Here is a 14848-nt window from a genome sequence, read left to right as displayed (position 1 = left end):
CCTAGAGGAATATTTGTTTTTTGAGCATCCTGCTCTTTTTCTATACTGAATATTTGGATCCAAAAAATCAACTAAAATTATAAACGGATTATTAAAAAGTATATAAACACATAAATTATATAAGTATAAAATTATTAAAAACATAAAATTAGAATGCTTGAATATTTTTATGGATCCATATTAAAAAATCTATTATGATCGATTCCAGAGCATTTTTTAGCCAAAAAAAAAGCTCAGTTTATTTCCAGGAAATGCAAGATGCATTTTTAAAACATCAAAGGATTGTTGTTATGAAACTCAAAAGAGCAAGCCAGCTTACATTGGGACTTTTTTTTGCCAGCCAATTGTTTTACACAACGCAAGCAGCACCTCCAAAAAATCAACAATCACCTAATATCATGATTATTTTGGCCGATGATCTTGGATTTTCAGATATTGGTGCTTATGGTGGCGAAATTAAAACTCCTCATATTGATAGTTTGTTAAAGCAAGGAAAAATGCTTTTTAATTTTCATGCTTCATCAATGTGTTCACCTACTCGTGCACAGCTTATGACAGGTGCAGATAACCACTTGGTAGGTTTAGGTGCCATGTATGAAACATCAAAACGACAAGAAAAATTGGTTGGAGCCGATAGCCCGCGTGCACTACTCAAAATTGATGGCTATTCAGGACACTTAACGCAAAATGCTTACACACTCGCAGAGATTTTGAAGACAAAAGATTATTACACCTTCATGGTTGGTAAATGGCACTTAGGCTATGCTCCCGACCAAAACCCTAAAGCCCGTGGTTTTGATCAATCTTTTGCTCTGCTCGATGGCTTCGATTTACACTTTAAAGACCAACCTAAAAACTATCCGCGCAATACTCAATACACAGAAAATGGTCAAAAGGTCACATTGCCAGACAGCTACTACTCGACCGACTTTTTTACACAAAAAGCTTTTGAGTACTTAGACAAAAATAAAGCGCAAAAACCATTTTTTGCCTACCTAGCCTATACCGCTCCACACTGGCCGCTACAAGCACCCGCTCATTATAGAGACTTATATAAAGGTAAATACGATCAAGGCTATGATGCGATTCGCAAACAACGCTTTCTTAGACAAAAGCAATTAGGATTAATTCCCGCAAACGCAGAATACCCAGTCGAGCGTGGCAACCAAGCTTTAGGCACCAAAAGCTGGAATGAACTCCCCCCCCAAGAGCGCAAATACGAAGCACGTAAAATGGAAGTTTATGCGGGCATGGTTACCCAGTTAGACGACCGCGTGGGTGATGTCATTCAATATCTTAAAAAGCATCATTTATATGACAATACTTTGATTGTGTTTATGTCAGATAACGGCGCTGAAGGTGGTGATCATAATTTCCCAATGGGTGATGCCGACAATCGCTATGAAAATATAGGCAACGCCAGCTCATATGTTTATATGGGACCACGCTGGGCCGAAGTGAGCAGCACACCATTTACCCACTGGAAGTCAGCTGCTTCAGAAGGCGGAGTACGAGTCCCATTTATTGTTAAATCACCTGTTCAGATTTCTAAACAACATGGAATTAACAATAACTTTGCGACAGTCAGAGATATATTCCCAACTGTGATGGAGCTAGCTGGTATTCAAAATAATCAGGTTTATCCAACTTCAAGCACCAAAATTAAACCATCTGGTTTTAGTCTGATCCCTGCGTTTAAAGATAATACTGCCCGTATTCGTCCTGTTAATTATTATGACTTTAAAGAACTGCATGGCAGCCGCTACGCTAAAACTGACGAATGGAAACTTGTTGAAAACTCACCTTCTAAATTTAAGAGCCATGGCTGGGAACTCTACAATTTAAAAACAGATTTTAATGAGCAACATAATGTTTATGCAGCCCATCCTGAGATCGTCAAAGTCTTAAATGATAAATATTTAAGATATGCCGATGAAAATGGTGTTGTGGATTTTGAGCAATACAACAAAAAGTAGAGAAAACCAGATGAAACAGATCATGATGCTTTCATCGTTTCTCTTACTTTGTGCGTGCCAAAAAACCACACCTCAACTAGAACAGACCACCTTGCCCGACCTAGGCACTAAAGCTAAATGTACTTCTTATTCAGGCCTTCCTTCGGGATGGCCTAACAATAAAGAAGCAGGCATGGTCAAGCTTCCGCAAGGAAAAATTGTTTTAGGCACCACACAAGGTTATGAAGATGAACGCCCATTAAATTTACAGGCAACTTCCGTTCCCGCTTTTTTAATTGATGCAACTGAAGTCACCAATGCTCAATTTCAAGAGTTTGTTAAACAAACGGGTTATGTCACCGATGCAGAGAAGCAAGGCGGCGCAGCTATGTTTGTACAACCAGATCATCCAGTTGAAGAATTACAATGGTGGAAATTTGAAAAAGGGGCCAATTGGAAACATCCATGGGGCCCAAACAACCCTAAACAACCCGCACCTCATGAGCCTGTCCGTATGGTGACATGGAATGATGCCTACGCTTATGCAAACTGGCTAGGTCATGACTTACCGACTGAGCTTGAGTGGGAATATGCAGCCAAAGGTTTTCAACAAAATTCCGATATTGGCCCGACCCACGAAGGTCATATTGTAGCCAATTTCTGGCAAGGAGAATTTCCATATAAAAATGTTCAGGAAGATGGTTTTAAGGATATTGCCCCTGTGGGTTGTTTTAGTAAAAACCCCTTTGGTTTGTATGACCTGATTGGCAATGTATGGGAATGGACGCAAACACCCTATACAGGACCACGAGACCATCATATGGGAGATCCATCGAAATATCGGCAAAGTCACGAACAGATTTTGCAATATATGATTAAAGGTGGATCTTATTTATGCGCAACCAACTATTGCGCGCGTTATCGTGCTGCCGCGAGGCATCCACAAGAACTCGACCTTGCCACCAGCCATGTCGGATTTAGAACAGTAAAACGCTTTTAAACGGATTTAAAAATGAAGCATATTTTTATTTATGGGATTTTCTTCTCAGGGACGACCCTTGCCTGCTGTTTAGCTCATAGTGCAGTCGATGTTAATTTTCAAAATACACTCACACTAAAAACATTCAACTTCGACAGACAATATGAAAATGGGACCAGCCCCGATACTCATAGCTTGAGCCAAGGTCTGATCTATCGTGGCAACTGGTCAACCAAACTGAATGAGGTTCAACTACACCTCAATCCAAGCATTCAATATGCTTATCGTCTAAGTAGCGACCAACACACCAATGATATGGTCATACCCTTTGACCCTAACACCAAGAAACAAGCACAAGACCAAGTTAAATATGGCTTAGGTGCTGGAGTTGAATATCAAAACTTTCGCATGAATGTAGGTGAAATCACTCCCGATTCACCACTTACGCCACAAGTGGATACACATCAATTACGCGTGAACTATAAAGGCTTAGAATTAAAATATAAGACACCGCAACAAAATTTCGAGCTGGGTTTGATTAACCGTTATTCACCAAAAAATGAGGAGGACTACCACAAACTCGCCATATCAAAACATGAATCTGACGGGCTCTATTTCTTTCAATGGGACGGCAAAACACCTAGATATCATTGGAAATTTTATAATGGTTACTTAACAGATCTCATCAATCAAAGTTACTTTGCTTTTGATTATCAATGGACGAAGCAGCACACCACAAAATTACGTGTGTTTCGCCACGACGATGTCGGCAAATCAAAGCTTGGCGAATATGACAATACATCTGTAGGGGCCATGCATTTCATTAAACATGGAAACTTTACAACTGGAATTGGCTATCAAGAAAACTTTGGCAAAGATGGTATTCCAAAACTCGACAATATGCCCATCCCGCACATGGTGAACTGGACCTTAGGCGCGTTTACCAAAGCAGATGAAAAATCTTATCATTTCGTTGCCTCGTATGACTTTAAAGACTATATCAAGGGTCTAAAAGTGACCTACAAATATATTTATGGCGATTCATTTCAAACAATGAATCAAAATGACTTTGAACAAGAAAGTGATGTGTTGATTCAGTATGATCTCAATGCTTGGATTAAAAATCTTAAGTTTCTTTTCTTAAATATTAACTACGACACCAAACATGGCAAAAGTCTGGATGAACAGCGCATGATGCTTCACTACACGGTTAATTTCTAAATTTCCACACTCCCATAATGGCTTAACCACAGTCATTATGGATCCAAATTAATATGAATAAAAATTTAGCCTCTAAAATTCAAAGTAAATACAAAAGTCTTTAATAGCAATTAAAAATCTACAAAACAATCAAATAAAAAGATCAATATTTTTTAAAAAATATACTGCTTATCAATTGACCAATATTTTTGTTTGTTATAAATTGGATCCAATAAGTGATAAGGAGTCGTCACAATGTTTATTAAAAATGCTTGGTATGTTGCCTGCCGTCCAGAAGAAATCCAAGACAAACCATTAGGTCGCACCATCTGTGGTGAAAAAATTGTTTTTTACCGTGGCAAAGAAAATCAAGTTGCAGCCGTTGAAGATTTTTGTCCCCATCGCGGTGCCCCACTTTCACTTGGCTATGTAGAAGATGGAAACCTTGTGTGTGGATATCATGGCTTAGTAATGGGCTGTGACGGAAAGACCGTTTCAATGCCAGCCCAACGTGTAAACGGTTTCCCTTGCAACAAATCATATGCAGTTGTCGAAAAGTTCGGTTTTATTTGGATATGGCCAGGCGAGAAAGCTTTAGCAGATGAAGCAAAACTGCCAACTTTAGAATGGGCAGATCATCCTGAATGGAGCTATGGCGGAGGCCTGTTTCACATTCAGTGTGACTATCGCTTGATGGTCGATAATCTGATGGATTTAACACACGAAACCTATGTTCACTCCAGCAGTATTGGACAAAAAGAAATTGATGAAGCCCTGCCAGTCACTAAAGTTGACGGTGATCATGTGATTACCGAACGCTATATGGAAAATGTGATCGCACCTCCATTTTGGCAAATGGCCCTTCGCGGTAATCACTTGGCAGACGATGTACCAGTTGACCGTTGGCAACGTTGTCACTTCTTTGCACCAAGTAATGTTCATATTGAAGTGGGTGTAGCGCATGCCGGACATGGTGGTTATCACGCACCAAGTGACAAAAAAGTTTCCTCAATTGTGGTTGATTTTATTACACCAGAAACTGAAACCTCTCACTGGTATTTCTGGGGAATGGCACGTAACTTCCAGCCAGACAATGCTGAACTCACCGATCAAATTCGTGAAGGTCAAGGCAAAATCTTTACTGAAGATTTAGAAATGCTGGAGCAACAACAACAAAATATTTTAAACAACCCACATCGCAAGTTACTAATGCTCAACATCGACGCAGGCGGTGTCCAGTCCCGTAAGGTCATTGACCGACTACTTGCCGAAGAAAATAAAACACCTCCTGAAACGTCCGCACAGAAGTTTCCAAACATTCGGATTATTTAAAGGAGCATGAACATGGACGTTATCATTCAAAAAATTCACCAGCTTACCCCGACCATTCGTGCGTTTGAATTGGTTGCAGCAAATGGTACAGAGCTACCGAGTTTTGAAGCAGGTGCGCATATTGATGTGCACCTAAAAAACGGCCTCACCCGTCAATATTCACTTTCAAACTGCTGCACTGAAAAGCATCGTTATGTGATTGGCGTTTTACATGATGCCAATTCACGCGGTGGCTCACGTTGCATCCACACCGAATATCGTGAAGGCGATCATTTAAAAATTGGTGAGCCGCGTAATTTATTTGAAATTCATCCTCAAACCAAACAAGCGGTTTTATTTGCGGGTGGTATCGGTATTACCCCTATTTTGTCGATGGCATATCGGCTTAAGTCGGCCAATATTCCTTTTGAATTACACTACTTTGTTCGTAGTCATGAAATGATTGCCTTCTATGGCAATTTAACCGAGCACTTTGGTGAGCAAGTTCATTTTCACATTCAAGACCAACCAGACACCGAATGTAATATGGCAGAGGCTTTGGGCCAATCTTCACCTGATAAACACTTATATGTATGTGGACCTACAGGGTTTATGCAGTTTGTCATGAGCTCGGCCGAACAAGCAGATTGGCATAGCGAACAGTTACATCAAGAGCATTTTGTTGCTCAAAAGATAGATACGTCCAACGATGAAGCTTTTACCATTGAAGTGAAAGGTACGGGCCGCCGAATTGAAGTATTACCAGAGCAGACAGCAACAGAAGCATTAATTGCAAATGGTTTTGATATTCCTGTTTCGTGTGAACAAGGTATTTGTGGTACGTGCATTACCCGTGTAGTAGAAGGCACTCCAGATCATCGAGATATGTTTATGACCGATGAGGAACATGCATTGAATGACCAGTTTACGCCCTGCTGTTCTCGTGCAAAAACTAAACATCTTGTGATTGAGCTTTAATACCCAAGTTCCTTTATTCAGAAATAAAGGAACTTCTTTCACCTTAAGCGCTGAGAACATTTCTTAGCGTTTCACCCAAAATCACCACACTACTGTGTTCACGCATTAAGGTTTCAGCGCGCCCTGCCTGACGATGTACCAACGCATCGAAAATCGAACAATGCTGCAAATGTGCATAGTGCAAACGGCGATATTCCGACAACGCTTGATTCTGGTCATAGGTAATAGCTTGAGCAGAAGCCATCGGCAATTGATTATTTTTTGCTAAGGCTTGGATGAGAGCGACGTTTTGTGCACCCTCAATAATCGTGTCATGAAAAATGACATTAAAATGGTGATAACGTTCCAGTTCAGCATCGCCAAACTCGTCTGTTTCATTAAAAAGTTTTTCAGTTTCTTGAATACAATGTTGCAGCGTCTTTTTCTGCTCTTCGCTTAAGCCTTGTTCTGCCAAAGTTTTCGCAGCCAAGCCTTCTAGCACACCGCGTACTTCAAGCGCATCATGAACCAGTTGTTCTGAAATTTCACGAACCGTGTAACCACGAGTTGGGTTTTTAATGAGGAGGCCTTCTTGCTCGAGCAACCTAAAGGCAATACGAACAGGCTGCCTTGAAACGCCAAGTAACTCGGCAGTCGGAATTTCGGCAATTCTGGCACCGCCCTCAAGTTCCCCTGAAATAATCATTTTTCTTAGTTTAAGTAAAACTTGTTGTCCTGAAGACATTCGCTGCCACACATCACCAAAAACGTCACTTCGATGCTAGCAAGTTCATTTGCAAAATGAAATAAATTTTCTGTGTGAATCAGTGCTTAAGCATTTCTGTAGATTTTAAAAAATTAATTTACAAACCACATTCAATTAAAGATTTTTAAGATTATTGACCATAATATCGAGGTTATTACGGATTAAATAAGCCAAGTTTATATCAATGCCTTCAAGCATTTTTTCTTCAACTTTCAAAACCACTTCATTACATTTATTTAGCTTATCAATACCACTGTCTGTCAGTGTAATTAAAATACGGCGGCCATGTGTTGGGTCAGGTTTTTTCTCAATCCAGCCATTCACCAGTAAATCTTGCAAAATTTTGTTGGCAGATTGCGGCTTTATGAAAGAGCGCTCAGCAAGCTTGGCATTGGATAAATTACTTTTTGAAGCTAAAACAGAAAGTGCAGTAAATTGCGGTAAGGTAATTTCAAGCTCTTTTAAATGTTCTGTTAAATGTTTACTAATAATTCGGTCAACACGAGCAATCATGTAACTTAACTTAGGCTCATCTTCTACTTTTTTTGGAACTAAATTCGAACGTACCATAACCTTTCATTCATCATAAGAAAATCTGTAGTGAAAGTATGAGGTCCTAACCCCATACTTTCGTTAAAACTTAGCGAGCACCTGAGCTTTGTACTAAATGTACAGGCTGTTTAGGTTTTTTGACAAGAAGTAATGCAGAGATCGCTGCAATTAAAATCACTGGAATGCTTGAACCAATCACGATAGTCGAGCTTTGTCCAAGCGAGAGTAAAAACCCTGCCATTAAAGGCCCTGCAAACGAACCAATACGGCCAATTGCAACTGCTGAACCTACACCTGTTCCACGCATTTCAGTTGGATAATACATAGCAGCCAGACCATACAGCGCCGATTGTCCTCCCACAATGAATAGGCCACAACCCACTGCCGAAAGTGCAAGTAAAGCCACTGTCGGAGAAATTGCTAAACAGCACAGTGAGAATAAAATGCCGAGATAAATTAATTTAATCACAAAGCTCATGCGTAATTTATCAAGCAATACACCCATTAAGATTGAACCTAAAATTCCGCCAACGTTGTAGCCCATCTGTACATAGTTTGCCTGTAGTTTTGATAGGCCTTGCGCACCCATCAGCAACGGTAACCAGTTCAACAAGAAATAAAGTACAACGAGCGTACAGAAAAAGCTTATCCAAAGCTGAATGGTTGACATACGACGCTCTTTCGCAAATAAAACTTCCAAGAATGGTGTCGTTTTTTGCGCTTGAACTTTTCGTTGCAGGTAGTCATTTGACTCTGGTAAAAAGCGCATAATCAGTGGAATGAGTAAAATAGGTGCAATCCCACCAATATAGAAAATATGACGCCACTCTGCATCGCCTGCCAACGACATAGCAACCACAGAAGTGAGTAATCCGCCAAAAGGAATGCCGCTATACATAATGCTCACTGCGGTGCCTTTGTGCTGGTCAGGTACAGCTTCAGAGGCAAGTGTAATCATCATTGGTAATGCCCCACCCATTCCTAAACCTGTACAAAAACGAATGAGCAATAGCAAACTAAAGTTAGCAGCATAAGCCGTTAGCAAAGACATAATTCCAAAAAGTAAAATACTAAAAATCAGAATTTTCTTACGCCCGACAATATCAGCAAACCGACCGCCTAATATTGCACCTGGTAACGTCCCTAAAATTGCAGCACTAAACGCCCACGCCATCTGGGCATTGTCCAACATAAACTCAGCCCGCATTCGTGGAGCGGCTACCCCCATTGATTGAAGATCAAACCCTTCAAAAATTGCTATGGCAAAGCACAGTAGCAACGTGATTTTTGCCTTTGAAGGCTGTCCTGATATTTTTTCCATTGTGTTGTCCTTTATTGACTAGTCGTTCCATTTAGCCCTTTGTGTATTGTTGTTTAAACACACCAAAAATATCAGTTAAACTTACTAAAAAATCAACATATTTTTATATTAAATTAATTTAAAAAATAATTAGTATTTAAAATACAATTAATTAAAAAATATTTATGAAATTTTATAAAAAAGACTTGAATGTAAGTTTAACTGATATTAGATTAAATCCCAGAACAGCTAAAAATCATTCAAGGAGTATGAAGATGAGTTATGAAAACCGCTGGGAAACAGTAGATGTCAAAGTTGAAGATGGAATTGCATGGGTAACACTAAACCGCCCAGAAAAGAAAAATGCCATGAGCCCAACACTCAATCGTGAAATGATTGATGTGCTCGAAACTCTTGAGCTTGATCAAGATGCGCGTGTTTTAGTTTTGACGGGTGCTGGTGACTCTTGGACAGCAGGCATGGATTTGAAGGAATATTTCCGTGAAGTCGACACTCAGCCTGAAATTTTCCAAGAACGTATTCGCCGTGACTCTTGTCGCTGGCAGTGGCAACTTCTTCGTATGTATTCAAAACCAACCATTGCTATGGTCAACGGCTGGTGCTTTGGAGGCGGTTTCTCACCTTTAGTGGCTTGTGACCTAGCAATTGCAGCAGATGAAGCAACTTTCGGTTTATCTGAGATTAACTGGGGCATCCCACCGGGCAACCTTGTAAGCAAAGCAATGGCAGATACCGTAGGTCACCGTGCATCTTTGTATTACATCATGACGGGTAAAACCTTTAGTGGTAAAGAAGCTGAAACCATGGGCCTTGTGAATAAAAGCGTACCGCTTGCCCAATTAAAAGCAGAAGTGACTGAACTTGCAAATTGCCTACTTGAGAAAAACCCTGTAGTTCTTCGTACCGCTAAAAATGGCTTTAAGCGTTGCCGTGAACTGACATGGGACCAAAACGAAGACTACTTATATGCCAAACTTGATCAATGTATCCACCGCGATACAGAAAATGGCCGCCAAGAAGGTTTGAAACAATTTTTAGATGAAAAATCAATTAAACCGGGTTTACAGAGTTATAAACGCACTGGTTAACTTTTGATACTTTAATGGCAATGTAAGGACACAACCCATGCAAAATGTACAGTTACTTATTCACGGTCGATCTGTTGATGCATCAAATCAGGCAACTTTTGAGCGTATTAGCCCAATTGATGGATCAGTGGCCAGTAAAGCTGCTGCCGCAACACTGGAAGATGTTGACCGTGCAATCGAATCGGCACAACAAGCTTTTAAAGTATGGTCGAAACTCTCGCCTACCGAACGTCGCTTACGCTTATTAAAAGCAGCCGATTTAATGGACCAAAAAACCGAGCAATTCATTGAAACTGGAATGCAAGAAACAGGTTCAACTGCAACATGGTATGGGTTTAACGTTCATCTTGCTGCCAACATGTTACGTGAAGCCGCAGCCATGACCACACAAATTGACGGAAGTCTGATTCCGTCAGATGTGCCGGGCAATCTTGCAATGGGTGTGCGGGTTCCTTGTGGTGTGATTGTAGGCATTGCACCTTGGAACGCCCCTGTCATTTTGGCAACACGTGCGCTTGCTATGCCTTTGGCTTGTGGCAACACCGTTGTATTAAAAGCATCGGAAGCCTGCCCAGCAACACATCGTTTAATTGGTGAAGTGTTACATGAAGCAGGTCTTGGCGAAGGTGTGGTGAATGTAATTACGCATGCCGCTGAAGATGCACCACAAATCGTGGAGCGTTTAGTGTCTCACCCAGCCGTGAAGCGTATTAATTTTACGGGTTCAACCAAAGTCGGAAAAATTATTGCCGAGACTGCTGCCAAATATTTAAAACCTGTTTTACTCGAACTCGGTGGTAAAGCCCCTGTTGTGGTTTTAAATGAAGCTGACATTAATGAAGCCGTAAATGCAGTTGCTTTTGGAGCATTCTTTAATCAAGGGCAAATATGTATGTCGACCGAACGTGTTTTGGTTCAAGACAAAATTGCCGACCAGTTTATTGAAAAGCTGATTGAGAAAACTCGCTCTATTCAGGCAGGTAATCCAACCTCAAAAGATAATGTACTCGGTGTTTTAGAAAGTCGCCGTGCTGCAAACCGTATTCAGCATTTGCTGGAAGATGCCCAAAACAAAGGTGCTGACTTACCTTTAGGTATTCATATTGAAGATACCACCATGCAACCGACACTGGTGCTCAATATTAAACCTGACATGCTGCTTTACCGCGAAGAATCATTTGGACCTGTATGCACAGTTCAACGTTTTTCAAGCATTGAAGAAGGCGTAGCACTGGCAAATGACAGCGAGTTTGGTCTGTCTTCGGCAGTGTTTAGCCAGAATATTTCGCAGGCATTAGAAGTCGCTAAACAGATTGATTCGGGTATTTGTCATATTAACGGCGCAACCGTACATGACGAAGCTCAAATGCCATTTGGCGGAACAAAATCGAGTGGTTACGGACGTTTTGGTAGTAAAGTCTCTGTTGCCGAATTTACCGAACTACGCTGGATTACCATTCAAACCCAATCACGTCATTACCCGATTTAGTCAGGCTAATGCGAATACCGACATATTAAATAAAAATTGCATGATGCAAAAAAATAAAGCGCAGTGATGCGCTTTCCATGGAGTGAAAGAAATGCAAATGAATGCCACTCAATCACAAGACCGCGAACGGTTCGTAAAATTAGGGCAACATGATATTCATTATCACCATAAAGATGACACGCTCTATATCAGCCCAAAAGAGCAATTAAAACCGTATCCACAAAAACTGACAGATCGTTTAATTCATTTTGCACAAACTAAACCAGACCATATTTTTGCAGCAAAACGCAATGCTCAAGGTGAATGGGTCAAACTGAGTTATGCAGAAGTTTTACAACGTGCATGGCACATTGCTCAAGCTTTGCATGATCGTAATTTAAGCCAAGAAAGACCTCTGGTCATTTTAAGTGGTAATGATCTCGAACATTTAACACTGTCTATGGCTGCCATGTTGGCGGGTGTACCTTTCTCAGCTATTTCCCCTGCCTACTCTCTGATTTCTCAAGACTTTGGCAAACTCAAACATGTGTTTGAAGTGCTTACACCTGGTATGGTCTATGCCAGCGATGGACAAGCTTTTGCCAAAGCGATTCAGGCATGTATTACGCCTGATATTGAAGTGGTGACCAATAAAGGCATTGTGGGCGATCAGATCTGCACATCTTTTCAATCGCTTTTAGATACGCCTGTTTCAAATGTCCAAGAGTTTTATCAAACCCTTGATGAAAACCAAATTGCCAAGTTCTTATTTACGTCAGGTTCAACCAAATTACCTAAAGCTGTACCGACCACACATTTAATGTTGTGTGTTAATCAGCAAATGTTATTGCAGACTTTCCCTGAGTTTGAAGAAACGCCGCCTGTCCTACTCGACTGGCTGTCTTGGCACCACACATTTGGCGGCAGTCACAATGTCGGCATCGCACTCTATAACGGCGGTACCATTTACATTGATGATGGCAAACCCATTGCAGGAAAATTTGATGAAACCATTCGTAATCTCAAAGAAATTTCTCCAACCGTTTATTTAAATGTGCCAAAAGGTTGGGAAGAACTCACCGAAGCTTTAGAAAAAGATGAAGAATTAAGAGACCGCTTTTTTGCCAAAGTTAAAATTTTATTCTTTGCAGGTGCTGCGCTCTCAGAAGCGGGCTGGAACAGACTCGATAAAATTGCTCAGCAACATTGCGGAGAAAAAATCCGCATCATGAGCGGATTGGGCATGACCGAAACTGCTCCCTCTTGTGCTTTTACCACTGGTCCACGCGTGATGGCTGGTTTTATTGGTTACCCTGCTCCGGGATGCGAAATTAAGCTAGTTCCATGTGGTGACAAACTTGAGTTTTGCGTTCGTGGCAAACACGTCATGAAAGGCTATTGGCGTCTAAAGGCAGACCAGCAAAGCACTGTTTTTGACGATGAAGGCTTTTTCCATACGGGTGATGCTGTGCGTTTAGTCGACATCAATGATCCAACTAAAGGTCTGATGTACGACGGACGAATTGCCGAAGACTTTAAACTCAACACAGGTACTTTTGTGAATGTCGGCACATTACGCAACAAAGTGCTCATTCAAGGTAATTTACTGATTCAAGATGTTTGTATTACTGGTTCAAACCTGAATGCTGTTGGTTTTCTGATTTTTCCAAAATTAGAAGCTTGTGCTCAATATGCAGGTCTTAAGCTTGGTGATCATTCTGCAACAGAGATATTACAGCATCCTAAAGTCCAGCAATGGTTCCGCCAATTTTTAACGACCTTTAATAAAGATGCGACTGGCAGTTCAAATACAGTCTCAATGCTTTATTTAATGACCGAACCACCTCAGTTAGATGCCGGTGAAGTAACCGATAAAGGCAATCTCAATCAAAGCAGTATTACGAAACGTCGTGCCGCTTTAATTGATGAGCTTTATCAAAAACAGGCCGAAAACCCACTGATTATTCGGGTACCCACCTTAAAGCAATAAGCAATTGAAATAAAAAAGGAAGCTCAAACTTCGGTTTGGGCCTTGGCCTCACTTTTGCCTAAAAAAAGGTTCAACATGCCACACGATACAGAATTTGAACTATTCCGGGACAGCTATCGCAGGTTCTTAAAAGAACAGGTTGCCCCGTATTACGAACAGTGGGAACACGATGGCCTTATCCCACGTGATCTATGGCTTCGTCTTGGGGAAAATGGCTTTTTGTGTGTTGATGTGCCCGAGGAATATGGCGGCTATGGTGCTCCTGTTCATTACTCACTCATGCTGGTTCAAGAAACTGCTCAAGCTGGTTTTGCATCTTTGGCGGTTGCCATTGGTGGGCAAAATGAGTTGGTCTCTCCTTACCTGCAAAATATTGGAACTGAAGCGCAAAAACGTTATTGGTTACCGAAAATGGTGACAGGTGAAGTCGTCACTGCAATTGCCATGACCGAAGCGAATGCTGGTTCAGACTTACAGGCCATACGCACTCAAGCCATTTTAGAAAATGATCATTATCGTGTGAATGGTTCAAAAACGTTTATCTCAAATGGTTTGCATGCCGATCTGATCATTCTGGTAGCAAAAACCGATCCGCAAGCCAAAGCAAAAGGCATTTCGATTTTTTTAGTCGACGCTGCGTTAGACGGCGTTAAAAAAGGTCGTTCATTACAAAAAATCGGGCTACATGCTCAAGATACAGCCGAACTATTTTTTGATGATGTCTGTGTGCCTGCAACTCAGCGTTTAGGTGAAGAAGGACAAGGCTTTGCTTATTTAATGCAAGAGTTACCGCGTGAACGTTTGAGTATTTCCATGATGGCGTTGGGGTCAATTTTAGGCGCCATTGAAATTACTAAAGACTATGTGCTGGAGCGTAAAGCTTTCGGACAACCTTTAAGCCAAATGCAAAACACACGCTTTGTGCTGGCAAACGCTCAAATCAAAGCAAAAGCCGCTCAAGCTTTTGTAGATCAATGTGCAGCGCTGTATCAACAACACCAGTTAAGCGTCACTCAAGTTGCCGCATTGAAATGCTTTATTACCGATGTTCAATGTGAAGTGATTGATCAATTACTTCAGCTTTTTGGTGGCTACGGTTACATGCAGGAATATCCGATTTCACGTTTTTTTGTGGATGCACGAGTACAAAAAATTTATGGGGGAACCAATGAAATTATGAAAGAAATCGTGGCCCGAGAACTGCTCGGAAAATAATTCGATTTAAAAACCGAATAAGGCACACAACAACTATGCCTTGTTG

12 protein-coding genes are annotated in these 14848 nt (G+C 41.0%); 9 read left to right on the top strand and 3 right to left on the bottom strand.

The genetic code is table 11. The features are described 5' to 3' along the window. The first annotated feature begins 290 nt into the window (after positions 1 to 290). The 5 genes from ACTJJG_RS12595 to ACTJJG_RS12575 all read left to right on the top strand — a co-directional run bounded on the left by ACTJJG_RS12595 (position 291) and on the right by ACTJJG_RS12575 (position 6423). Positions 291 to 1976: an arylsulfatase gene (locus tag ACTJJG_RS12595; RefSeq protein WP_440608953.1), complete on the top strand. Its 1686-nt coding sequence runs from the start codon at positions 291 to 293 to the stop codon at positions 1974 to 1976. Positions 1977 to 2001: 25 nt separating this feature from the next. Further along, a complete protein-coding gene (locus ACTJJG_RS12590; RefSeq protein WP_372552823.1) occupies positions 2002 to 2955 on the top strand; it encodes a formylglycine-generating enzyme family protein in 954 nt (317 codons plus the stop codon). Between the two features lie 12 nt (positions 2956 to 2967). Further along, positions 2968 to 4155: an OprD family outer membrane porin gene (locus tag ACTJJG_RS12585; RefSeq protein ID WP_032056767.1), complete on the top strand. Its 1188-nt coding sequence runs from the start codon at positions 2968 to 2970 to the stop codon at positions 4153 to 4155. A 234-nt stretch (positions 4156 to 4389) separates the two neighbouring features. Continuing rightward, complete coding sequence (locus ACTJJG_RS12580; protein ID WP_032056768.1) at positions 4390 to 5466, top strand: aromatic ring-hydroxylating dioxygenase subunit alpha; 1077 nt, start codon at positions 4390 to 4392, stop codon at positions 5464 to 5466. A gap of 12 nt (positions 5467 to 5478) precedes the next feature. Beyond that, positions 5479 to 6423, top strand: coding sequence for a PDR/VanB family oxidoreductase (locus ACTJJG_RS12575; RefSeq protein ID WP_032056769.1), 945 nt, complete (start codon positions 5479 to 5481; stop codon positions 6421 to 6423). A gap of 43 nt (positions 6424 to 6466) precedes the next feature. Here ACTJJG_RS12575 and ACTJJG_RS12570 read toward each other — a convergent pair whose 3' ends face one another. The 3 genes from ACTJJG_RS12570 to mhpT all read right to left on the bottom strand — a co-directional run bounded on the left by ACTJJG_RS12570 (position 6467) and on the right by mhpT (position 9041). Then, positions 6467 to 7159 carry a GntR family transcriptional regulator gene (locus ACTJJG_RS12570; RefSeq protein ID WP_005802836.1) on the bottom strand — a complete coding sequence of 231 codons (693 nt, stop codon included), beginning with the start codon at positions 7157 to 7159 and terminating at the stop codon, positions 6467 to 6469. Between the two features lie 123 nt (positions 7160 to 7282). Next, the gene (locus tag ACTJJG_RS12565; protein ID WP_017386391.1) at positions 7283 to 7738 is read right to left on the bottom strand and encodes a MarR family winged helix-turn-helix transcriptional regulator; all 456 of its coding nucleotides are present in this window, start codon (positions 7736 to 7738) and stop codon (positions 7283 to 7285) included. A gap of 70 nt (positions 7739 to 7808) precedes the next feature. Next, positions 7809 to 9041, bottom strand: a complete 1233-nt coding sequence (gene mhpT, locus ACTJJG_RS12560) for a 3-(3-hydroxy-phenyl)propionate transporter MhpT (RefSeq protein ID WP_069119535.1) — start codon at positions 9039 to 9041, stop codon at positions 7809 to 7811. Positions 9042 to 9289: 248 nt separating this feature from the next. Here mhpT and ACTJJG_RS12555 point away from each other — a divergent pair, with 248 nt between their 5' ends. From ACTJJG_RS12555 to ACTJJG_RS12540, 4 genes are all read left to right on the top strand, one after another. Next, a complete protein-coding gene (locus ACTJJG_RS12555; protein WP_169538806.1) occupies positions 9290 to 10129 on the top strand; it encodes a p-hydroxycinnamoyl CoA hydratase/lyase in 840 nt (279 codons plus the stop codon). A 37-nt stretch (positions 10130 to 10166) separates the two neighbouring features. After that, positions 10167 to 11618, top strand: a complete 1452-nt coding sequence (locus tag ACTJJG_RS12550; protein WP_032056770.1) for an aldehyde dehydrogenase — start codon at positions 10167 to 10169, stop codon at positions 11616 to 11618. Positions 11619 to 11700: 82 nt separating this feature from the next. Continuing rightward, positions 11701 to 13587: a feruloyl-CoA synthase gene (locus ACTJJG_RS12545; RefSeq protein ID WP_171072108.1), complete on the top strand. Its 1887-nt coding sequence runs from the start codon at positions 11701 to 11703 to the stop codon at positions 13585 to 13587. A 75-nt stretch (positions 13588 to 13662) separates the two neighbouring features. After that, the gene (locus ACTJJG_RS12540; protein WP_069119531.1) at positions 13663 to 14802 is read left to right on the top strand and encodes an acyl-CoA dehydrogenase family protein; all 1140 of its coding nucleotides are present in this window, start codon (positions 13663 to 13665) and stop codon (positions 14800 to 14802) included. The last annotated feature ends 46 nt before the right edge of the window (positions 14803 to 14848 follow it).

Source organism: Acinetobacter sp. 22512 (genome assembly GCF_052044755.1).
GTDB classification, from domain to species: domain Bacteria; phylum Pseudomonadota; class Gammaproteobacteria; order Pseudomonadales; family Moraxellaceae; genus Acinetobacter; species Acinetobacter pittii.
The sequence above is the reverse complement of the archived record's forward strand: the minus strand, read 5'-3'. Positions and strand labels throughout refer to the sequence as shown.

Bases quoted from the DNA above. Each gene is read 5' to 3' on its own strand.
- ACTJJG_RS12540 (WP_069119531.1), top strand. From the start codon at position 13,663: ATGCCACACGATACAGAATTTGAACTATTCCGGGACAGCTATCGCAGG.
- ACTJJG_RS12585 (WP_032056767.1), top strand. From the start codon at position 2,968: ATGAAGCATATTTTTATTTATGGGATTTTCTTCTCAGGGACGACCCTT.
- ACTJJG_RS12555 (WP_169538806.1), top strand. From the start codon at position 9,290: ATGAAGATGAGTTATGAAAACCGCTGGGAAACAGTAGATGTCAAAGTT.
- ACTJJG_RS12575 (WP_032056769.1), top strand. From the start codon at position 5,479: ATGGACGTTATCATTCAAAAAATTCACCAGCTTACCCCGACCATTCGT.
- ACTJJG_RS12590 (WP_372552823.1), top strand. From the start codon at position 2,002: ATGCTTTCATCGTTTCTCTTACTTTGTGCGTGCCAAAAAACCACACCT.
- ACTJJG_RS12565 (WP_017386391.1), bottom strand. From the start codon at position 7,738: ATGGTACGTTCGAATTTAGTTCCAAAAAAAGTAGAAGATGAGCCTAAG.
- mhpT (WP_069119535.1), bottom strand. From the start codon at position 9,041: ATGGAAAAAATATCAGGACAGCCTTCAAAGGCAAAAATCACGTTGCTA.
- ACTJJG_RS12595 (WP_440608953.1), top strand. From the start codon at position 291: ATGAAACTCAAAAGAGCAAGCCAGCTTACATTGGGACTTTTTTTTGCC.
- ACTJJG_RS12550 (WP_032056770.1), top strand. From the start codon at position 10,167: ATGCAAAATGTACAGTTACTTATTCACGGTCGATCTGTTGATGCATCA.
- ACTJJG_RS12580 (WP_032056768.1), top strand. From the start codon at position 4,390: ATGTTTATTAAAAATGCTTGGTATGTTGCCTGCCGTCCAGAAGAAATC.